21 protein-coding genes are annotated in these 19,956 nt (G+C 59.7%); 15 read left to right on the top strand and 6 right to left on the bottom strand.

The window, feature by feature from the left end:
• Positions 1–268: 268 nt before the first annotated feature.
• The 10 genes from V2B23_RS16135 to V2B23_RS16090 are packed head-to-tail and all read left to right on the top strand — an operon-like array spanning position 269 to position 5,548.
• Entirely contained in the window at positions 269–892 is a 624-nt protein-coding gene (locus V2B23_RS16135; protein WP_430951278.1) for a hypothetical protein, read from the top strand.
• A complete protein-coding gene (locus V2B23_RS16130; RefSeq protein ID WP_430951277.1) occupies positions 889–2,076 on the top strand; it encodes an SRPBCC family protein in 1,188 nt (395 codons plus the stop codon). The genes V2B23_RS16135 and V2B23_RS16130 overlap by 4 nt, the downstream gene beginning before the upstream one ends.
• Positions 2,073–2,480, top strand: coding sequence for a gas vesicle protein GvpJ (gene gvpJ, locus V2B23_RS16125; protein WP_045064366.1), 408 nt, complete (start codon positions 2,073–2,075; stop codon positions 2,478–2,480). Before V2B23_RS16130 ends, gvpJ (V2B23_RS16125) begins: the two co-directional genes overlap by 4 nt.
• 2 nt (positions 2,481–2,482) lie before the next feature.
• A complete protein-coding gene (locus V2B23_RS16120) occupies positions 2,483–3,286 on the top strand; it encodes a GvpL/GvpF family gas vesicle protein (protein ID WP_430951276.1) in 804 nt (267 codons plus the stop codon).
• A 3-nt stretch (positions 3,287–3,289) separates the two neighbouring features.
• Positions 3,290–3,541 (top strand): gas vesicle protein GvpG, encoded by a 252-nt coding sequence (locus V2B23_RS16115; protein ID WP_430951275.1) that lies wholly within the window; start codon positions 3,290–3,292, stop codon positions 3,539–3,541.
• A gap of 6 nt (positions 3,542–3,547) precedes the next feature.
• Complete coding sequence (locus V2B23_RS16110) at positions 3,548–3,838, top strand: gas vesicle protein (protein WP_430951274.1); 291 nt, start codon at positions 3,548–3,550, stop codon at positions 3,836–3,838.
• Positions 3,835–4,242: a gas vesicle protein GvpJ gene (gvpJ, locus tag V2B23_RS16105; protein WP_430951273.1), complete on the top strand. Its 408-nt coding sequence runs from the start codon at positions 3,835–3,837 to the stop codon at positions 4,240–4,242. Before V2B23_RS16110 ends, gvpJ (V2B23_RS16105) begins: the two co-directional genes overlap by 4 nt.
• Positions 4,229–5,017 carry a GvpL/GvpF family gas vesicle protein gene (locus V2B23_RS16100; RefSeq protein WP_430951272.1) on the top strand — a complete coding sequence of 263 codons (789 nt, stop codon included), beginning with the start codon at positions 4,229–4,231 and terminating at the stop codon, positions 5,015–5,017. Before gvpJ (V2B23_RS16105) ends, V2B23_RS16100 begins: the two co-directional genes overlap by 14 nt.
• Complete coding sequence (gene gvpJ, locus V2B23_RS16095; protein ID WP_033231554.1) at positions 5,014–5,223, top strand: gas vesicle protein GvpJ; 210 nt, start codon at positions 5,014–5,016, stop codon at positions 5,221–5,223. The genes V2B23_RS16100 and gvpJ (V2B23_RS16095) overlap by 4 nt, the downstream gene beginning before the upstream one ends.
• Positions 5,216–5,548 (top strand): gas vesicle protein K, encoded by a 333-nt coding sequence (locus V2B23_RS16090; protein WP_430951271.1) that lies wholly within the window; start codon positions 5,216–5,218, stop codon positions 5,546–5,548. The genes gvpJ (V2B23_RS16095) and V2B23_RS16090 overlap by 8 nt, the downstream gene beginning before the upstream one ends.
• Positions 5,549–5,582: 34 nt before the next feature.
• Here V2B23_RS16090 and V2B23_RS16085 read toward each other — a convergent pair whose 3' ends face one another.
• Entirely contained in the window at positions 5,583–6,770 is a 1,188-nt protein-coding gene (locus tag V2B23_RS16085) for a zinc-dependent alcohol dehydrogenase (protein ID WP_430951270.1), read from the bottom strand.
• A 287-nt stretch (positions 6,771–7,057) separates the two neighbouring features.
• Between V2B23_RS16085 and V2B23_RS16080 the strand changes: the two genes are divergently transcribed.
• Together V2B23_RS16080 and V2B23_RS16075 are read left to right on the top strand one after the other, a co-directional pair.
• Complete coding sequence (locus V2B23_RS16080; RefSeq protein ID WP_430951269.1) at positions 7,058–7,213, top strand: DUF6131 family protein; 156 nt, start codon at positions 7,058–7,060, stop codon at positions 7,211–7,213.
• Positions 7,214–7,632: 419 nt separating this feature from the next.
• Positions 7,633–9,801, top strand: coding sequence for a catalase (locus V2B23_RS16075; protein ID WP_430951268.1), 2,169 nt, complete (start codon positions 7,633–7,635; stop codon positions 9,799–9,801).
• A gap of 80 nt (positions 9,802–9,881) precedes the next feature.
• On the opposite strand, the gene V2B23_RS16070 is transcribed toward V2B23_RS16075, so the two are convergent.
• Both V2B23_RS16070 and V2B23_RS16065 read right to left on the bottom strand, forming a co-directional pair.
• Positions 9,882–10,226 carry an STAS domain-containing protein gene (locus tag V2B23_RS16070; protein WP_430951267.1) on the bottom strand — a complete coding sequence of 115 codons (345 nt, stop codon included), beginning with the start codon at positions 10,224–10,226 and terminating at the stop codon, positions 9,882–9,884.
• Positions 10,227–10,446: 220 nt separating this feature from the next.
• On the bottom strand, positions 10,447–10,968 hold the full coding sequence (locus tag V2B23_RS16065; RefSeq protein ID WP_430951266.1) for a hypothetical protein: 522 nt from the start codon (positions 10,966–10,968) through the stop codon (positions 10,447–10,449).
• Positions 10,969–11,684: 716 nt separating this feature from the next.
• On the opposite strand from V2B23_RS16065, the gene V2B23_RS16060 reads away from it, so the two are divergent.
• The gene (locus V2B23_RS16060; RefSeq protein WP_430951265.1) at positions 11,685–12,650 is read left to right on the top strand and encodes a DoxX family membrane protein; all 966 of its coding nucleotides are present in this window, start codon (positions 11,685–11,687) and stop codon (positions 12,648–12,650) included.
• A 248-nt stretch (positions 12,651–12,898) separates the two neighbouring features.
• Here the strand turns inward: V2B23_RS16060 and V2B23_RS16055 are convergent, their stop codons facing one another.
• Positions 12,899–14,014 (bottom strand): glycosyltransferase, encoded by a 1,116-nt coding sequence (locus tag V2B23_RS16055; RefSeq protein ID WP_430951264.1) that lies wholly within the window; start codon positions 14,012–14,014, stop codon positions 12,899–12,901.
• Between the two features lie 250 nt (positions 14,015–14,264).
• On the opposite strand from V2B23_RS16055, the gene V2B23_RS16050 reads away from it, so the two are divergent.
• Together V2B23_RS16050 and V2B23_RS16045 are read left to right on the top strand one after the other, a co-directional pair.
• A complete protein-coding gene (locus V2B23_RS16050; protein WP_430951263.1) occupies positions 14,265–15,431 on the top strand; it encodes a glycosyltransferase family 4 protein in 1,167 nt (388 codons plus the stop codon).
• Positions 15,412–17,040 carry a glycosyl hydrolase family 28-related protein gene (locus tag V2B23_RS16045; RefSeq protein ID WP_430951262.1) on the top strand — a complete coding sequence of 543 codons (1,629 nt, stop codon included), beginning with the start codon at positions 15,412–15,414 and terminating at the stop codon, positions 17,038–17,040. The genes V2B23_RS16050 and V2B23_RS16045 overlap by 20 nt, the downstream gene beginning before the upstream one ends.
• 26 nt (positions 17,041–17,066) lie before the next feature.
• Here the strand turns inward: V2B23_RS16045 and V2B23_RS16040 are convergent, their stop codons facing one another.
• A complete protein-coding gene (locus tag V2B23_RS16040) occupies positions 17,067–18,530 on the bottom strand; it encodes a Wzz/FepE/Etk N-terminal domain-containing protein (RefSeq protein WP_430951261.1) in 1,464 nt (487 codons plus the stop codon).
• A complete protein-coding gene (locus V2B23_RS16035) occupies positions 18,523–19,662 on the bottom strand; it encodes a hypothetical protein (RefSeq protein ID WP_430951260.1) in 1,140 nt (379 codons plus the stop codon). The genes V2B23_RS16040 and V2B23_RS16035 overlap by 8 nt, the downstream gene beginning before the upstream one ends.
• Between the last annotated feature and the right edge of the window lie 294 nt (positions 19,663–19,956).

Here is a 19,956-nt window from a genome sequence, read left to right as displayed (position 1 = left end):
ACGCACCCGTCAGACCCATCGGCACAATCGCGGAGGTGATCACGCACGACCCACATATTTCGGCGATGGCCGCCTAGTGCAGAAACGGGAAGCAACAATCGGCCGAATCCAGTGTTCTGCTGATGATTGAGTGTCCTACGGGCAGGGTAGTCGAAAAGCGCACCTTTGCCGCACACGGTTGTGCAGCCCACCCCGAGGACCGTCCTGCGACACATTGCCGACGATTGGCAAGAGGTGCGTTATGACTACTCGGCGAAGGGGTTCGACAATGAAAGCTAAAGGCCAAGTGGCATTGGCGGTCGGTGCGGGGTACATGCTAGGCCGCACCCGCAGAATGAAGATGGCGTTGATGCTCGCGGCCGCGGGCGCGACTGGCCGCTTCCCCGGCGGACCGCGTGACTTGCTGGAACGCGGCACCAAGATGCTGGCAAAATCGCCGGAGGCCGCCAAGATCGGCGGCGTGGTCAAGGAAGAATTGGTCAGCGCAGCGAAGGCCGCAGCAGTCACGGCGGCCAGTCAACGCATCGATTCTCTGAGTAACCGGTTGTTGGCCGGCGGCAACCCTGTATCGGGCACTGTCAATGATGTTTCCGACACTGTCGGTGACGTCGCCGGGGTACGGAGGCTCGGCCGCAAGAAAAGCGCTCACTCGCACGACGACACGCGTGACGATGAAGAAGACGAGGCACCTGACGAAGAGGAGTCGACTCCACGCAAGCGTCCGGCGACGCGCCGCCGCACCTCGAGCACCAGCAGCACCCGATCCAGTAGTACGGCGCGGAAGACCAAGTCCGACAAGGACGAGGAAGGTGACGAGGCTACCGAAAGCAGTCAGAGAACACGAGCTAAAACCGCAACGGACACTGCGCCCGTCCGACGCTCACGGAGATGATGACGATGACGAACGCCGCGAACAAACTACAAGAAGCTATACCGGGTGACGGACACAGTGCGTCGAGCGTGTTGCAGGACTCGTTCCAGAAGCTACTCGGTGCGGTGGCTGAACGTGCCTTGTCGTCGGTCTCGGAAACTGTGTCGAACACCTCGGAAAGGCTCAACGACTACGCCGAGGGCGGTGGCGGCGGGTTGCTCGCCGCTGTTACCGGTTCCGAGAAATCGGATGACGGTGAGTCACCCCTCAAGTCTGCCGTGAGCGGTGGTTGGGAGGGCGCCAAGCAGATGGTCAAGGACAGGGCTTCCGACGTCAAGGACGCGGTCACCGGCGGGGGCGACGGTGGAGGCAAGGACGGCGCAAAGAGCGGGGGCAAGGGCAAGAAGCTCAAGTTGACCAACATCATCGAATCGATCGATGTCGGGGTCCCTATTGAACTGGCTTACAACCAATGGACTCAGTTCACCGACTTTCCGTCGTTCATGAAGAAGGTTGAACGAGTGGAGCAGGAATCGGACGAGAAACTCGAGTGGAAGGCCCAGGTCTTCCTGTCGCACCGAACGTGGGAATCGACGATCCTCGAACAGGTTCCCGATGAACGGATCGTGTGGCGTTCGAAGGGTGCCAAAGGTTACGTCGACGGTGCGGTGACGTTCCACGAGGTAACGCCCGATCTCACCCGCATCCTCGTGATCCTCGAATATCAACCGAAGGGTTTCTTCGAGAAGACGGGAAATCTGTGGCGCGCACCTGGACGGCGAGCACGGTTGGAACTCAAGCACTTTCAACGTCACGTCATGACGCAGGCCATTCTCCATCCCGATGATATCGAGGGCTGGCGCGGAGAAATCCGGGACGGCCAGGTCGTGGAGGCCGAGGAGGACGAAACACAACTGGATGAGGGCGAGGAGACCGACGAAACAGACGAGTACGAGGAGCCCGAGGAAACAGACGAGGACGAGGAACCTGAGGAAGAGCCCGAGGACGAGGAACCTGAGGAAACAGACGAGGACGAGGAACCTGAGGAAGAGCCCGAGGAGGAGCCACCGTCTCCGCCGGTACGCCGAGGACGCCCCCGCAAAACTGCGGCCGCGAGTCAGGACAAGGCGCCGGCGCGTAGAGGCCGCCCACGCAAGACCGCGGCAGCAAAGTCCCCGGGCGCGAAGCAGGGAGCACGGCGATGACGTCGATACAACCCGCGGGAGGTGGTGGCGGCGCAGTCGGCGGCGGGCCTAGTTCGAGTAGCCTCGCCGATGTCATCGACACCATCCTCGACAAGGGCCTGGTCATCGACGCCTACGTGCGTGTCTCCCTGGTCGGTATCGAACTGCTGACCATTGATGCACGCGTAGTCGTCGCCAGTGTCGATACCTACCTGCGGTTCGCGGAGGCGGTGAACCGGCTCGAGATCGGCGACGAACCCAAGGGACTGACGGATTTGGTCGGGGATGTCACCGAGAGCGGTGCCAAATCGAAAACCAAGGGCGCGCTCGAAGCAGCTGGCGAGAAGCTCGGTGGAATCCTCGGCGGTGGCGAGGAAGAGCCTGAGCGCGAACGAGTTTCACGCAAGTCGAGCCGAGGTGACTGATGATGTCCACGTCGAATACGTCTACGTCGAACCAAGCTGCCGACACGCGCCAGGAGCCTCGAACCAGTGGGATCTACGTGTACGGCATCGTGCCTGCGGATGTGGAGGCCGGAGAGGACGCAGTTGGCGTATGTGACGAAGCGGTCAGCATAGTCACACACGGCGACATTGCCGCGCTCGTCAGCGAAATCTCGGTAGACAGACGGCTGGGTAAGCCCGAGGACCTACAAGCCCACGCGAATTTGTTGAACGGAACTGCTCGTGTGGCACCCGTTCTTCCCCTGAGATTCGGGGCGGTCCTTACCGACACGGACGCTGTGAAGGACGAATTACTCACAGCACACGCCGACGAGTTCGCCGCAGCATTGGCAGAACTCGAAGGACTCGCGCAGTACATCGTGAAGGGGCGCTACGTCGAAAAGGCGATCCTGAGGGAAGTTATCGAAGAGAACGAACAGGCAAGCAGGCTACGGGACACCATCCGTGATCAGCCCGAAGAGGTTACCCGTGACGCGCGGATGGCCCTCGGTGAGATCGTGAGCAACGCCATCGTGGCCAAGCGAGAGGAAGACACTCGCGCGGTCGTCGATGCGCTCACAGGGCTGGCCGACTTCCTCAATGTGCGGGAACCCACGCACGAGGAGGAAGCCGCGCAAGTGGCGGTGCTCGTCGAGGTCGCACGACAAGAAGAACTCGAGAACATTGTCGATGAGTTGGCGCAGCAATGGGACGGCCGGGTCGAGATGCGGTTGCTCGGCCCGCTCGCTGCCTACGACTTCGTGGTGACACAGAAACCGGAGGGCTGACCGATGGGTGTGCTCTCCTTCATCATCACACTGCCACTTGCCCCGGTGCGCGGGGTGATCTCGCTGGCCGAGTTGATTCAACAACAGGTCGAGGACGAACTGCACAATCCCGCCAGTGCCCGCCGCGCCCTCGAGGAGCTGGAGGAAGCGCGGGCTGCGGGCGAGATCACCGCGGAAGAGGAACAACAAGCGCAGCAGGTCATCCTCGACGACATGGCTGCAACACGACAGACAATCACTCAGGAGGAGGAGTGATGCGCCATGGTGGAAGAGGAGCCACCGCCCCTGCCTGCACATGACGTCGCCGAACTCGCATTGCGCGACATCACGCAGTTGACTGGAAAGAAGCCGTTGGGTGCGACGTCGGTGATGCCGACCGACGAAGGCTGGACTGTGGAAGTCGAGGTGGTCGAGGATCGGCGCGTCCCGTCGTCGACGGACATGCTCGCACTGTATGAGGTGGTGTTGGATATGGACGGAGAGTTGTTGTCCTATCGCAGAACCCGCCGCTATGCCCGCGGTGCGGGTGACGGTGTGGGCGGACGGTCATGACCGTCGCCGGCGGTGGTTCGAGCAACCTGCCACAGGTCTCAGGTGGCGGCATGGGCGGTGGGCACCAGTCGACCAACCTTGGAGACATTCTCGAACGGGTGCTCGATAAAGGTCTGGTGATCGCCGGGGACATTCAGGTAAACCTGCTCGATATCGAATTACTGACGATCAAGGTGCGACTCGTGATCGCTTCGCTGGAAACGGCGAAGGAAGTGGGCATCGACTGGTGGGAGCACGATCCCTGGCTTACTGGAAAGAACAACAGCGTCGAACTGGAGAACACACGCCTGCGGGAACGGATCGCCGAACTCGAGGCCGATAGGTCGGTGGACCCTGCACTTACCTCGGACGAGCCGATCGAGGTGGAGACGCGGCGCTGGGACGAAGACGATGACAGGAAATGAAGGCGTGTGGCTCTACGCCATCACGTCCGAGAGTATCGACGGCGCGTCTCTGAGCGGGGTCGTCGGCGTGGCGGGTGAGGCTGTCCGGGTAGTGCATTCGACCGACCTGGCGGCGGTAGTGGGCTCGGTTGATCTCGACGAATTCGGTGAGGGCCCACTGCGACGCCACCTCGAGGATCTCGACTGGCTGGCAGCAACTGCGCGAGCCCATGAGCGCGTCGTCTCTGCCGTGCTGCGCTGCGGTCCCACGATTCCGCTGCGATTGGCCACCCTGTATCTCGACGACGACCGAGTTCGCAGTTTGCTCGAGGTCGGGCATGAAAAGTTCCGCACCACATTACGTTCCGTGGCCGGTCGAAGTGAATGGGGAGTCAAGGGTTATGGCGATGCACGTGCACTGGCACAGACATCACCCGAGAAACAAGCCGAACCGAGTCAAACAGGAAAGGGGACAGCTTATCTGCTTCGACGCCGGGCGGAGTTGACTGCGCAACAGAATGTGGAACGCCGCGCAGCGGCCGAGGCAGACGACTTACATGCTGCGCTACTCCAACGCGCCGTCGAGGGACTCCGGCGGCCTGTCACCGATCCTGTCCTGTCCGGAAAACGCGCCTGGATGATCTTCAACGGCACTTATCTTGTGGACGACGATCGGGTCGACGACTTCACAACCTTCGTTGCCACGCTCGACGCCGAACGTGAGGGCATCACAGTGGAACTGACCGGACCGTGGCCCCCGTACTCATTTTCCGGGATCGACATGGTGACTCGATGAGCGAAATGGTCCCGGCCGACGACACTCGCCGCATCGCTCTCGTAGATCTGCTCGACCGGGTGCTGGGCGGGGGAGTTGTCGTCACCGGCGAGATCACTCTCTCGCTGGCCGACGTCGACATGGTGCGGATCTCGCTACGAACCCTGATCGCATCGGTCAGCGCACTCGTTCCTGATCCAACAGAACCGGACATCACCGATGACTGAACCGGGGACCTTCGACTCGGATGCGAACCCAGATCTCGGTCGCCGCGTTCTACCGCAGCGGATCGACGCCGACCCCGAATCAGTCGAACGTGGTTTGGTCACCTTGGTTCTCACGCTCGTCGAACTCCTGCGTCAACTCATGGAGCGCCAGGCCCTGCGCCGCGTCGAGCACGGAGATCTCAGCGACGAGCAGATCGAGCGCATCGGCACGACTTTGATGCTGCTCGAGGATCGAATGGCCGAACTGCGGGAGCATTTCGGTCTCACACCCGAAGACCTCAACATCGACCTCGGACCGCTGGGACCGCTGCTGTCCAACGAATAATCCGGCCAATGGGTAACCACATGCTCGCAGATAGTTACAGGTGGGGCTTCAGTTGAATCTTGACTGCTCCTTCCTGCTTCTTCTGAAAGATCTCGTACGCGTGCGGTGCTTGTTCCAATGGCAGTTGGTGGGTTGCGAAGGTGTCGACTCCGAGTGGGTCCTCGTCAGTCAGGAGCGGCATGATGTCGTTGACCCACTTCTTGACGTTGGCTTGGCCCATTCGCAGTTGAATTTGCTTGTCGAACAAAGTCATCAGAGGAAGTGGGTCGATCTTTCCGCCGTAGACGCCGATCACCGAGATCGTTCCGCCACGTCGGACGATGTCAATTGCCGAATACAACGCGCCTAATCGGTCGAGACCGGCGGTGCGCATTGTCGGTGCGGCAATCGCGTCGGGAAGAAGTCCGATGAATTGCTGCGCGAGCTTGGTGATCGGCGACCCGTGAGCCTCCATGCCGACAGCGTCGATCACGGAATCCGTTCCGCGGCCGTCGAAGAGATTGCGTACGGCGTCGCCGATCTTGTCGCCGTAGTCGTCGAGGTTGAGCGTTTCGATGCCGCGCTTTTCCAGGCGTGCGAGGCGTTCAGGTACCCGGTCGATGCCGATGACACGAAACCCTTTGTGCTGTGCGATGCGAGCGGCCATGTCTCCGATCGGTCCGAGTCCGAGGATCGTGACTGAACCCCCGGCTGGGATGGCGGCGTATTCAACTGCCTGCCAGGCTGTGGGTAATACGTCGGACAGGTAGACAAAGCGTGAATCATCGGGTCCGTCAGGCACTTTGATGTGAGTGAAGTGTGCCTGTGGGACGCGGAGATACTCAGCTTGTCCGCCTGGTACCGAGCCGTAAAGTTCGGAGAATCCGAACAGTGCCGCGCCGGTACCTTGGTCACGAACCTGCGTCGTTTCACACTGTGTGTACAAACTGGAGTTGCACATGAAGCAGTTGCCGCACGAAATTTGGAAGGGGATGACAACGCGGTCACCGACTTCGAGATCAGTGACGGCGGAACCGATTTCTTCGACGATCCCGATGGGCTCATGACCGAGGATGTCCCCCGAGTTCATGAACGCGCCCAAGGTCTCGTACAAGTGTAGGTCGGATCCACAGATGTTGGTCGTGGTGACTTTGATGATTGCGTCAGTTGGTTCGGCGATAGTGGGATCGGGAACCGTTTCGACGCTGATCCTCCGCTTACCTTGCCATGTCACTGCGCGCACGTTGATCGACCTCTTCTCACGGAAATGTTGTCGTCGTTCGCCTGCCCCAAACCATTGAAATGCAAACACAATCGGCCGAATCCTCAGTGTGCCTGGCCACGTATTCTCGGCTCTCCAGGGTTATGTGTTCGTGTAGGGAACCATCGCCTACACGAAGGAAGACGACAGAGAAAGGCACCTCTGCCGGTCACCGAATTGATCCGACTGCGTGATCGCCGTTTGCGGTGTCTACGTGAGGGTATGCCGATAACGCCGGGTCTTGTGACGCTCGTGCAAAGGAGTTCGCCATGATCATTCTCGGAATTATCTTGCTGATCGTTGGGTTCGTATTCGGAATTCCGATCCTGTGGACAATCGGGATCGTGGTACTGGTGATCGGACTGATTTTGATGTTGCTCGGGTCGACGGGTCGCGCCGTAGGTGGCCGGCGACACTACTATTGACGGCTCTGCCTCTCAGCTCCGATACCCGCCCTCCGTGAGCGAAACAGGAGCTGCCGATCATGCCGAAATCGGCGCAGTCTGTGTCTGGCCGGCGCGGCGGCAGGGACACCGATGTTTGTCAGATCGAGCTTCGGGTAGTGCCTTCAATGTACGAATCGCAACACACGTCTCCGTATCGGACCTGGAGGATTCACATACCAGAGGACAAGTGCGGTCCTCGCGAACGCGTCAAGGCCGAGAGCCAGCAGGAAGTCGCCGAGTAAGAAGCAGCAGCCGAGAAAGCTCGCACGGAAGCGGCCGCGGACGAAGCACGACAACGGCCCGAGCCATCGTCGAGGTTCACTCGTCACCCTCGGGGCGTGCCTGAGTCGAGGGTGCTCGGTTGCTCGATCCATCCTGTAATCAAGAGGAGTTGTTCAATGCCGTCACCTGAATCCGTCCCAGGCGCACCGTCCTCGCAAACACCGGACCTGCGCGAGCCTGTCAAGCCGCGCCAACCGCTGCCTCCCAAAGATGACCAGAGACAGCCAGAGGTGCGCACTGTTGCGGGCGCAGAGGAGAAGGTGAAGGGTAACGGCCGCGGGCAGCGGGGTGAATATCTCACTACTGCAACGGGGACACGACTGTACGAGACCGACCACTCACTCACTGCAGGTGAGCGGGGGCCGACGCTCCTTCAAGACCACCACCTTCGCGAAAAGATCACTCACTTCGATCACGAGAGAATCCCTGAGAGGGTTGTGCATGCACGTGGTGCCGCTGCACACGGAACGTTCCTGGGTAATGGGGCAGCCGAGAGTATTTGCAAAGCAGCCATGTTCGCATCGGGCGCAAGGACCCCGGTATTCGTGAGATTCTCGACGGTGCTGGGTTCTCGAGGTTCGGCGGACACCGTGCGAGACACACGCGGCTTTGCCACTAAGTTCTACACCGACGAAGGTGTTTTCGACCTGGTAGGCAACAATATTCCGGTTTTCTTCATTCAAGACGGAATCAAGTTTCCCGACATCATTCACGCTGCGAAACCTCACCCGGACCGCGAGATCCCGCAAGCGCAGAGCGCGCACGATACGTTCTGGGATTTCGTTTCCCTTCACACCGAGGCGACCGCTCACACGTTGTGGAACATGTCCGATCGAGGCATCCCCCGCTCGTATCGCATGATGGAGGGCTTCGGCATCCACACGTTCCGACTCGTGAACCCCGACGGTGCAACGAATTTGGTCAAGTTCCATTGGAAGCCGGCGGCAGGCGTTCACTCGCTGGTGTGGGAGGAAGCTCAGATAGCAGGTGGGGTAGACCCGGACTTCCATCGCCGCGACCTCGCGGATGCCATCGAAGCCGGCGCGTATCCGTCCTGGGATCTCGGGGTTCAGGTGTTTCCGGATACCGAAGACGAAATGTTCGAAGGCATTGATCTGCTGGACCCCACGAAGATCGTTCCGGAGGAGATTGCGCCGGTTCAGATCATCGGGACGATGACACTCGACGCCAACCCGACCAATTTCTTCGCCGAGACCGAACAAGTTGCATTCCATCCGGGCCACTTGGTGCCAGGTATCGACATCACCAACGATTCTCTGCTGCAGGCACGCTTGTTCTCGTATCTCGATACTCAGATCACGCGTCTCGGCGGTCCCAACTTCGATCAGATCCCGATCAATCGTCCTCATGTACCCGTCAACGACATGCTTCGCGACGGCTTCCACCAGGACGGGGTCCACACCGGGGTAGCGCCGTACCATCCCAATTCGCTCGATGGGGGTTGCCCGTTCCTGGCCTCGGCGGATAGCGCTGCCTACATCGAAGTGCCCGAGGAAGTTTCAGGCCGTAAGGTGCGTCAGGCACCGGCGACCTTCGACGATCACTTCTCCCAGGCGCGTCTGTTCTACTGCAGTCTGTCTCCGATCGAGCAGGAGCACGTCGCAGAGGCATATACCTTCGAATTGGGGAAGTGCTTCGAGGAGAACATCAAGATTCGGAATCTGGGGATTTTGGCGAACATCGATCCAGTGCTCGTCGAGACGGTGGCGAGGGGGCTCGGGCTCGAGGCTCCCGAACCTACAGAGCCACTGGAGGATCCGGAGCCGAGCCCAGCACTCTCGCAAGTGGGCGCGGAATGGCCCGTCGACGGCAGGATTATCGCGCTGGCCATCGACGAGAACTCCGATCTGGATACCGTCGCCTCTGTGCGCGAGAAGATCGTCGACGCCGGTATGGTTCCGCTTGTCCTCGGACCGCACGGAGGGACGATCGGAGGCGGGAAGAGCGCCGTGACCGTGCAGAGGACGTACCTCACAGCACGTTCGATCGAGTTCGACGCAATCCTGTTGAGCGGTGACATGCCCAGGATCGACGAAGGCAACCTGGATCCCCGTGTTGACACGCTTCTCAACGAAATGTACAGACACAGCAAGGCGATTGGCGTTTGGGGTGAGAGTACGGGTGTGCTCGCTGCTGCCGGTATCGACGAGGCTGCACCAGGCGTCGCCGTTGATGCGGATGCAGAAGCGGCTCTGGCCGCAGTCGCCCAACTCTTGAAGACGCACCGTGTGTGGGAGCGCTTCGAGGTACCACCGACAGCCTGATGCCGGACGATCCGTATCCACTGGGAGACGATTGGCGACGACGAAGTGGGCACGGCTGTCGTTGCTTCCATGAATGTTGTTTACGTGGACGGTCTTTCCGTCGACGACGCGGATACGAAAGCTGCAGCCTCGGATGGCGAGTTGAAGACAGCGATCTTGGTGCCGAATTCGAGTAGCTCGAGTAACCGTATGGTGCTGTCAGCAGCTGCCAGCGCCCAGATGATGCCAAGTCTGTTTGCGCGCGCGGCCAGTGTGCTCAGGATGGACAGTGCGACATCGCTGCGAAAGTGGGAGTCGGTGCAATCGATGAGGAACGGACGTCCTTCGTCGATGATGTCTTGCAGGTGAGCGCCTAAAGAACTTAGGGACGCTGCATCGATTTCGCCGTAGACCGAGAGGACAGTGACCCCGTTGATCTCGGACACAGAAGTGAACAATACGTCCGAGGGAGGCGGCGAAGAGAATACTGTGTCATGCCAATCTTCAGGCGCACCAAGGCTTGTCAGTTCAGGGCGTTTCGTAGCATCAGCTCGATCGTTTGAGGCTGGCATTTCGGCGTTACGCTCACTTTTGTCCGTGGACGGGATGCCTGTCGTAGTCATGGGGCTCCTGAGGTGAAGTTACGTCGACGCAGGCACGTACATTTCACGCCTGCCAAGGGGCTATGCCTGAAGTAGCAACTACTTCAGTCCTCTCGCTTTGGTCCTCGACAGGAACGCCGAGGTGGTCGGCTAGACGGTTCATCGTTGCGACAATCTGCTCCTCCGTGACCCTCGGGAATCCAGCAGCTTGGCGGAACTCCGCGTCGGTAACGCCGGACCAGTCGTACACCTGAGTGAGTCCGGTGCTGCCTTCCGATACGGCGTCAAGCCGCCACGACCAACGCGTACCTCGTGGCTCCATGCCTTTGCGGTTCGGAATCCAACCGATCTCTTCGTTGAGTCGGTAAACGAATACGGTGTTCTCCATGACGTACTCACCGATTGCCGGCTGATACATCTGCATCGTGAACGTGTCGCCGACACCGTTCAACGGCTTCGGATCGATGGCTCCTCTGAGCATGTCGGAGCCATCGATCGTTGCCTGAACTTCGGGGTTCGCCAATGCGGCGAATATCGACGAGGGGGGTGCGCCGATGACGCGCCGGACGACAAGTTCGTCGGACATGTGGGGCTCGCTTTCGGTTATAAACAAAGGTTTTCATGCTCTAGCGAAGCCGTGATGCGTGAACCGTAGTCCCGGACCTTCTATGTGAGCTTGGCGGACAATCGCTCGGCGCTCAGCCTCCTGAAGGAAGGCGCCGAGGTGTAGCGCTCCGAGTGAAGTGTTTGCCGGTTCCTTTCGGTCGTGTCCTTCCGCTCCCGACACTCGCACGCGCCGTGTTTCTGTCTGTGCTTGCACTCGCACCTTCTGAAATCTATACCAGCACGCATAGATAATTGGCAATGCCGTGATCGCAAAAGTGCACCCTACCCGGCGTCCGCGCGCTGAACTCGGCGGATAATGCCGACTGGAAGGCTTAGTGACGATTCGATTACACTAGCCGGGTGCACAAAATCTGTGCTGCATCAGTTAGATTTACTTTTGCGACTATCCGAGTCGAGACGGGTGCGAGATCAGCTCACGATCAGGGGGTGGCACATGACAGGGCTGCCAGCGGCGCGTAATTCTTGCTCTGGAGGCCGAGTGTTCGGCGCTCGCCACGCGGCTGCTCAGTTGAGTGAACCCCGACTGTTTGAACCCCGACGGACAGGCCTGAACCCCCAAGGTCGAGCTGTCGAATTCGCGATCGACGACGAGAGTCTGGCGAGCATGTAGTCGGATCAGATTTCTTTCGTCGATCGCTATGGTGAATCACGAACCTATACCGGGAGGATTGAAATATGTTGGTACGCAGAATCGCTCGTCCGTTGCTCTCCACGTTTTTCATCGCAGGAGGAATTGATGCACTGCGTGACCCAGCTCAGCGAGCAGTTCAAGCGGCGCCATTGATCGACAAAGTTGTCGGGACGTTGCCGGAAGCAGTCAAGCAGAAGATTGCTACGGATCCGGAAACTCTCGTCAAGATCAACTCGGTCATCCAGATCGGGGGCGGCGTGTTGCTGGCCAGCGGCAAAACGCCCCGGCTTGCGTCGCTAGCCCTCGCCGGCAGCCTGGTACCCACCACGCTCGTCGGTCACGATTTCTGGAACGAGACCGATCCCTCGGCGCGCGCCATGCAGCGTACTCAGTTCGTCAAGAATGTCAGCTTGCTCGGTGGGTTGATAATCGCCTCGGTCGATACCGAAGGAAAGCCCTCTCTCGGGTGGCGGGGACGTCGCGCCGCGAAAAAGGCGCGGGCCTCGTTTTCCGCGGCTCTGCCCCTGGTCACTGCGCAAGGCCATCACGCGGGTTCTCGTATCGAACATGCAATGGCAGTGGCATCGGAGCGCGGCACCGAACTCGGCGACAATGCCAAATCGCACGGTGCGGATTTGATCGAACTGGCCAAGGAACGAGGTTCGGGGATCGCCGAGATCGCAGGCAAACGGGCAGCGGAGCTCGGTGAAGCTACAAAGGAGCGTGGGCCGGACCTCTTGGAAGTCGTACAGAAGCGTGGCTCAGAGCTGGCAGAGACGGCACGCGAGCGTGGCTACGAACTCGCCGAGACCGCGCGCGAGCGTCGGGCCGATCTTGCAGAGTTGACGCGCAAACACAGTGCTGAAATCGCAGAACTCGCACGCGAGAAGAGTAACGACTGGGCCGAGACTGTATCCGAGCAAACCGAGGTACAGGGAAAGCGCGCACGTAAGCGCGCCGAGGCAGTACTCGAACAGGTTCGCGCCAAGAAGGACGAACTGGCGAACTGAATATTGAAAATAGGTCAGGCCACCTTCGGGTGGCCTGACCTTTTTCAGAAGCAATCGATTTCAAGCCGGCGTCCCAATACGCGTGCCACCGACGATCCGGACGAAGGTGTTGGCGCCGGTATCGGTGCCGCTGGATCGTGCCGGGACCACGGAGACATCCTGCCAGTGGCTGTGCTTGTGCCGTGGCGCTGTTTCTGAACGCCTGTCGGAGTCATATCCGGCTATGGGTATGTTCGACCGCTTGACAGTCAGTGGTTGCCCAGCACGCCGTCAACGACTCTAATCATGTTCTCTCCAAAGGCCTTCTGCGAAAAGCCTTCGGCCCAAGCGCGGATTACCTTTGCATCGAAATCGTTTGGATCGAACGTCTCCATTGCTTCTGCGAGACCGCTAACCACCTTCGCGTCGTCGCCAGGGGAGACGAGAACACCGGACTTTCCTGGGATAACTGTGTCGAGCGCACCGCCTTCGCCCAAAGCGATCACGGGGGTTCCGGTGGCCATTGCCTCGACCGGGACGATGCCGAAGTCCTCGACGCCGGGCATCAGCAGGGCTCGGGCCCGCCGGTAAAGATCCAGTAGTTGATCATGGGGGACTCGCCCGACAAAGACCGTGTCTTCGGCGGCTAATTCCTTGCAGACGTCCATCCATCGGCCATCGCCCACAACGACGAGTTTCTTACCCGCCTGCCGTGCGGCTCTAACCGCAAGGTCTGGTCGTTTGTAAGGCACCAAGCGGCCGGCAAGAAGGAAGAAATCCTCCCGGTCTATCGAGAAATCAGGGGTGAATCCATGGGTGTCCACGGGTGGATGCACCACCACTGCTTCTCTGCCCCACCAGCGTTGAATCCTGTCGGCAACTTCGGTCGAGTTCGCGACTACCTGGTCGAGCCGGTTCACAGCTTTCAACTCGCCCCGACGCGCTACTCGCGCCAGTCCTGCGAGCACGGCAGCGCCAGCTGCGCCCCCCGACTCTTGCGCGCGAAAGGCGGGATCCCAGGCCCAGCGCGCCGGGCTGTGTACATATGCGATCACCGGGGCGTCGGTGGCGAAGGCGGCTTGTGTGGCGAATGCGTGATGGCTCACCACCACCGCATCGACCTCTCCCAGTTTCATGCCGCGAAAAGCGCTGGGCAGCAGCGGCATCAGCGGTGCGTAAGAAGACCTTCCCAGCATCCGGTATGCGCCATCGACCCATGTCGTCACAGGAGGGGACGAAAGTCCGGCAGGTATGCCTGCAGGTCGGGCAAGAGGCACATGGACAGCGGCTTGCGGCCAGGTCAAGGACAGTTGCTCAACGACATGTTCAGAACCCGCGATCTCAGTGAATCGCTCGTGCACTATCGCTAATTTGGGTTCGTTCATGTTTGCTTCGAAACTCCCGCGACGTGTGACAGTTATTCGGTGTGTGGTCTTTTATCCTGACGATTCGGCTGATCGAGCATTGTTGAAACCCAGCCGAAGTCGCCCTTACTGCCGTGAATGCACCTGACACTGCCGATGATCCGGCAAGGTCAGTTCGTTAGTGCCGAAGGTACCATTTCATCTGCGAATTCGGACATCCGACAGGGCATCATTGTCTCCATCAAATTGACGGACCTGCAACAATTCACTTATGGATACTCCCCGTGCCGGTCAGGCGAGCCGCGATGGCGAGTCGGTTGATCTGTTGTTCGATGCCCGACATATTCGTCAGAGTGGTATCGGGACCTACATCAGGACCCAAATTCCTGTGCTCGAGCAGGTGCTAGAAGAACGTGGATTCAGGCTGGCCATCCTCGCTGACCGAAACGCAGCACCTGACACCAGCGAAGAAACCCGTGTGATTTTCGCGGATCCTGCGGATGCCCGAATGTATTCAATGCGAGAACAACGCGTGTGGCGTCAGGCATTGGCGGCAACCCGTCCGCAGGCACTGTGGGTTCCGCACTACCCCTTTCCTTTTGCACTAACGTCTCCTCGTAATCGGGACGTTCGATACTTCTCCACGGTGCATGACACCCTCCATATCGAAGACAAAAAGCTGAGCGACCAGAATCGCGCAAAGAACGCGTACGCGTGGACGATGCTGAAACTCAGCGCACGGCGGGCCGCAACGATTTTCACCCCGTCCGAGGCAACAGCCCGTTCCATGGCTGCCATCGCACCCTCATCCGAGGTACTGGTGACGCCGATACCGGTAGACGACGTGTGGTTCTCTGAAGCTGACTCGGCGTCGTCGCCAATTCAGCGCCCCTACATTTTGTATGTCGGCAATATCAAGCGGCACAAGAACTTGCCCGTACTTCTGGACGCATTTGCGACGATCTCGGATTCCATTCCACACACGCTGGTGATAGCTGGTGGCGATGAGTCACTCAGGACGCTCGACGACCGGATCAACCAGCTTGTGGCAAGCCTGGGTGACCGTGTGCAGTTGACGGGCCGACTCCCGTTCGACAGTCTGCGTGCTCTGGTGGCTCAGGCGGACTTGTTGGTGATGCCTTCACTTTTCGAAGGCGCCGGGCTTCCACCGCTGGAGGCAATGGCCTCCCGTACCGCTGTTCTGGCGTCCGACATTGCGGTCTTGAGAGAAACGTGCGGCGACGGCGCAGAGTATTTCGATCCGTATGATTCCAGTGCGTTGGCCGAACTCGTGAAAAAGTACTGCGACGACGAAGACGCCAGGGCATCGTTGAGGAATCGTGGACAGTTGCACGTCAAGCGGCGCCAATCCGAGATTGTGTCGACAGCAACTGCCGAGAAGATATGTTCGTTCCTGAGTGAGGTACCCATTGGCTAACTGGTCGTCGGCGCTGTCGCGTCGCAAATTCCTCGGGATGTTCCCGGCAGCGTTGGCACTGCCTGCCGCTCTGCCTGAATCCTTCAACGTCGTTCGTCGTGTCGAGGACGGCGGTGACGTCATCGATGTCCGCGATTTCGGTGCGGTTGGTGATGGGACACAAGATGACTCGATTGCTATCGGCAACGCCGTCGCCGAGCTGAAATCTGGGGACGTCTTACTTTTTCCGTCCGGCCAGTACCGCTTTGCTCAGCGTCATCCAGCAGGCGGCGCTGCAATCTCGATAGTGGGGATCTCTGACGTTTCGATCGACTTCGTCGCCGGTGCCGAACTTCTGATGGACAATCTGGACGACAACGGTGCAGGCACGAGCCACGGCATCGTGCTGCGTGGTCCGCTGGAACGCGTATCGCTTCGCAATGTGGCAGTGCGATGGGCAAGCCAGCCGGCGCTGCGGTCGATGGGCGACGGTATCCGGGTCGTGGGTTATGCATCGGACACGTCGGCAGTGCCCAATGGTTGGACCGGCCCGGGAAGGCCCGCTAGTTGGGTGACGTTGAGCGACTGCAGAGTCGAGTCGAGCCCGCAGGCAGGCGTGATCATGATGGGTGTTTCCGACATCATCGTTGACGGACTTCACGTCGAGAACACCATGGCCGACGGACTCCATTTCAACGCGTGCCGACGTGGAACCGTCGAAGGGTTTTCAGCAACGAACACTGGTGACGACGGTTTGGCACTGGTGACTTATTATTCTCCAGAAGCCCAGTTCGACAGCGCTTCCGAGACTTTTTCCTTCCCGGCGTTGACCGAGTGGTCGAACACCGACTTCGATGTCACCGATGTCGAAGTGTCGGGCGGCGCGGCAAACGGAGTGCGTTTGGCGGGAGTCAATCGGGCGACGGTAGCTGCGGTAGTGGTCGATGGGGTATCGAACGGTGCGGGTGTCATGGTCGACTCGGCATCGCCGGACTCGGGCGCCGGGTGGCACTATGTGGCATCGCGCGGCGTGCATCTGGATGGGCTCACCGTTGAGGACTCTCATACAGGGCTGCACGTACTCGCAAGACCGAACGGGTCGACTGGCGACACTTTCAGCAGGTTCGACCTCGAGATAACGGGCGTTGCCGTCAATAACTGTCTTTACTGGTCTGTCCTCGTGGAATCTATTGCAACCCCGCCTGTTACCGGGATTTCGCTGAGCGATTGCACGGTGATCGACACCGAAATAGGTCCAGGTACCGGAGCTGTCGGGCTGCAGAGGACCCAAGATGTTTCACTGGGAACCGTCTCCATCACGACGGCGAAGTCTGCGGTGGCATTCTCAGCCGACAACTCGGCACAGTTCACGATCGATCAGCTCAACGTGACCGTGACGGGTCCACCGCTCGGTTCCGAAGCAGGCGGACCATTCGCCGTGTTCCAGGGTTCATCCGGGACGGTGGTTGCTGCGGATTTGGTTTGGGAGCAAGCGCCTTCGTCGTGGCTACCTGTTTTGATCTTCAGCGACAGTTGTGTCGGTGGCACGCCGACGAACCCGGAAGTGAGCGTGGGTACCGTGACCACCAACCCGCCGAAGGGAGAGCCGGTCTTTGTCGCCTGCCGATGACGAATCCGATGAAAATCGGGTTTCTGTCAGACGTTTGACTTGACGGGGCGGGACTCGGGTGCGAGCAGCTTTTCCGCTGACAATCGTGCGTTGCGTTTGCGTGCGCTGCGTGCCAGTGGCCGCGGGGAGTCATTGAGTACAACGCCCCAGACTGGTATTTCGGCCAACGACAATCGTTCGATGACAGCACCCAGTTCGGCGTACCTCGTATTGTCGGATCGTGCCACCAGCAGGATGCCGTCGGCCCAGCGTCCCAGCACAAGCGCGTCGGATCGGTCAGCCATCGGTGCGGTATCGACGATGACGTACTTCGCGCGAGCAGCAAGATCTGCGAGTCCGTTGCGCATCCGACTGCTCCCGAGTAGTTCGGACTTGCCGGGCGCAGTGCGTCCCGCCGGGATGAGCGAGAGTTTCGGATGCCAACTCGCAGAGACGAATCGGTCGATGTCGTCATCACCGAGTAGGTAATCGGTCAGCCCGGCCGGCGGGGCTGTTTCGTGGCCGGAACCATGGCGTCCGGAACGCACATTCGCTTCGTCTCTTCCTGCGGCATCGACGAATACGACCTCATTGCCGCTCTCAGCGAGAGCGATTGCGAGATTCAGGGCGACCGCTGTCTTACCGTCGCCGGTCACTGCACTCGAAACAATGATGGTTCGGCATTCGCCCCGGCCGGGTTCGTGGTCGGCGATCACAGTGCGGAGTCGGCGGAACGCCTCTGCGGCAGGGCTCTCTTTCGAGAAGTCGACAACACCGGTTTCCAATGCCTTGTCCGGAGGAATGCCGGCCAGTACGGGCCCGGACAGAAACTTGCCGAGTGCAGCCACATCCTGAACTTTTCGACTTACCTGACCACGCAGATATGCGTAGAGCAACCCCACCAACAGTCCGGCGATTACGCCGAGTGCGGTGTTGCGCACATACTGCGGTCCGGCCTCGGCGTCGTCAGGCACCGCTGGGCTGATCACCGACAGTCGCACTGGGTCCGGGACCACGGTTTCTGACTGATCCGGTGCCGGTGTGCTCCCGTCCAAAACAGCAACTGCACCGGGAAGTGCTTGCGCTAGAGCATTAGCGAGCTCCGCCGAGGTATCGGCGCTCTCGGCGCGCACGGTTACCGTCAGGATCGCGCTTCCGACATTAGCGCTGGCGGTAGTCATTTCGCGCACGTCAGAGGTCGACATTTCCAATCCGGTGTTTGCCAGCGCGGTTTCGATGAGAAAGTCGGAGCTCAGCAACTTCGTGTACGCCTCAGTGCGCTGACGACTTGTACCATCGGTGTCGCCGAAGTGAGGCGTCTGGTAGATCACCGCAGAAGATTCGTAGCTTGGCGACTGCACACTCGTCAAGATAGCTCCCAGGAAGCCTCCGAACAGTGCGCAAACAAGCAGGATGATCCATCGATTGCGAACTGCGCCAACCGCTGAACGGAGCCATTCGTTGCCCGCATTGCCCGGTCGATATGTAGTCCCTGCAAACTTGTCAGTCACTTGACTTCACATTTCCTCTCGAAACCATGTCTTCCAGTTTGCCGGGAGACTGCCCTCGTGCCGCCACGAACACGCAGACGAGCGTCAGGAGGACCAGGAAAACGGTAATTCCTTGCGTAAGCAGCTGAATCCGCCATACCTCGGCAAAACAGTAGGCGATAACTCCTGCCGATCCGGCGATCACTGGACCGTAGGTCAGGAACCGACCGAAAACGTAACCGGCCAGCGGGAACAGCAGGAGCGTGTAAAGCCACCCCCACGCTCCGAAATCCGTATAGATATCAGCGAATTCAGAGTTGGTTGTGAAATTCGGTGCAAACGAGACCGAAAAATCATAGGAGTCAGCGCCAAGCGACTCTTTTGCTCTGACCTCGTGTGCCGGAACCAGAAAGCTGGGCAGCGCGGCCGACACGGAGGCGACGACACTGCCTGGCTTGTCGAAGGTGCCGCGCATGATCGCATCTGACACACCCATGGACACCTGAGCCGGCACGGCGAGATAGGCGCCGGACTGATAAAGGTTCATCGCGATCGGGTTGGAGACTCCCGCATCGCGATAATAGTTGCCGTTCCGCACGTAGTTGAGCGCAGTGAGCATCAGGAACATGATCGCGACAGCAGTGACGATATGCCAAGGCCGCAGAGATTTACGGTCCGCGTTCACGGATTTGCGGGGCACCGCTGTCTGTAAGACGACGTACACCACGACCGCCATCAGTAGCGAGAGGCGGGACGCGACCATCGAGTTCGCCACCAGGAGAAGAACGGCCCACAGTACGAATCCGGGATGGAGCACCTTTTTTCGCCAGAGGTAAACGCTGATGGGTGCCGCCAGGATGGTCGCGTATCGAAGCGTCGCGATTCCGGCCGAGTCGGGTAGCGCCTCCGTGAAGGCGTTCCCGGTCTGGGTGGTCAAAGCGTCGACAATGGATGTCGCTGCAGTAATTCGGTAGTACGCATACGCCACGCCGATCGTGGACACTGCGAGGATGAGGAAGAAGTAGCGCCGCTCGAAGTTCGCGCTGGTGGTTCGCTCGACGAACTCCGGTGTCGGCGTTGTGCCCAGTCCCAATCGCCAACCGATCGTTGCGAGCACCACAACCATGGCGTACCAGACTGCAAGCAACGTCACGCCGGCAATGGTGAAAGGGGCGGGTTGGAGGAATCCGCGCAAATTCAGCAGTGAGCCGGCCGGACACTGGCCGGCCGAACACCAACCGATCAGGGACGCCCACGCAGTGAAAGATCCCAGGACGGGTACCAGGATTATGACGGCCGGTGCGAGCCACCATGTCGCTGTAATGCTTTGTGGCGAATCCTCGCCGGCCGCTTTCGGCAGGACATCAAAATGCATGTTTGTCTTGGCGCGTCATTGCGCAATCATTCTGCGGCAGCGCAGGAATGAAACTTCGATGAGGGGGAAAGG

Origin of the sequence: Rhodococcus sp. 24CO, assembly GCF_050586165.1 — a bacterium.
GTDB lineage: Bacteria > Actinomycetota > Actinomycetes > Mycobacteriales > Mycobacteriaceae > Rhodococcus_F.
This window is presented reverse-complemented; position numbering and strand designations above follow the sequence as displayed.

Coding starts and splice junctions, on each gene's coding strand:
- gvpJ (WP_430951273.1), top strand. CDS start 3,835: ATGACCGTCGCCGGCGGTGGTTCGAGCAACCTGCCACAGGTCTCAGGT.
- V2B23_RS16090 (WP_430951271.1), top strand. CDS start 5,216: ATGACTGAACCGGGGACCTTCGACTCGGATGCGAACCCAGATCTCGGT.
- V2B23_RS16135 (WP_430951278.1), top strand. CDS start 269: ATGAAAGCTAAAGGCCAAGTGGCATTGGCGGTCGGTGCGGGGTACATG.
- V2B23_RS16080 (WP_430951269.1), top strand. CDS start 7,058: ATGATCATTCTCGGAATTATCTTGCTGATCGTTGGGTTCGTATTCGGA.
- V2B23_RS16055 (WP_430951264.1), bottom strand. CDS start 14,014: ATGAACGAACCCAAATTAGCGATAGTGCACGAGCGATTCACTGAGATC.
- V2B23_RS16065 (WP_430951266.1), bottom strand. CDS start 10,968: ATGTCCGACGAACTTGTCGTCCGGCGCGTCATCGGCGCACCCCCCTCG.
- V2B23_RS16120 (WP_430951276.1), top strand. CDS start 2,483: ATGTCCACGTCGAATACGTCTACGTCGAACCAAGCTGCCGACACGCGC.
- gvpJ (WP_045064366.1), top strand. CDS start 2,073: ATGACGTCGATACAACCCGCGGGAGGTGGTGGCGGCGCAGTCGGCGGC.
- V2B23_RS16115 (WP_430951275.1), top strand. CDS start 3,290: ATGGGTGTGCTCTCCTTCATCATCACACTGCCACTTGCCCCGGTGCGC.
- V2B23_RS16060 (WP_430951265.1), top strand. CDS start 11,685: ATGTTGGTACGCAGAATCGCTCGTCCGTTGCTCTCCACGTTTTTCATC.
- V2B23_RS16075 (WP_430951268.1), top strand. CDS start 7,633: ATGCCGTCACCTGAATCCGTCCCAGGCGCACCGTCCTCGCAAACACCG.
- V2B23_RS16130 (WP_430951277.1), top strand. CDS start 889: ATGATGACGATGACGAACGCCGCGAACAAACTACAAGAAGCTATACCG.
- V2B23_RS16050 (WP_430951263.1), top strand. CDS start 14,265: ATGGATACTCCCCGTGCCGGTCAGGCGAGCCGCGATGGCGAGTCGGTT.
- gvpJ (WP_033231554.1), top strand. CDS start 5,014: ATGAGCGAAATGGTCCCGGCCGACGACACTCGCCGCATCGCTCTCGTA.
- V2B23_RS16110 (WP_430951274.1), top strand. CDS start 3,548: ATGGTGGAAGAGGAGCCACCGCCCCTGCCTGCACATGACGTCGCCGAA.
- V2B23_RS16100 (WP_430951272.1), top strand. CDS start 4,229: ATGACAGGAAATGAAGGCGTGTGGCTCTACGCCATCACGTCCGAGAGT.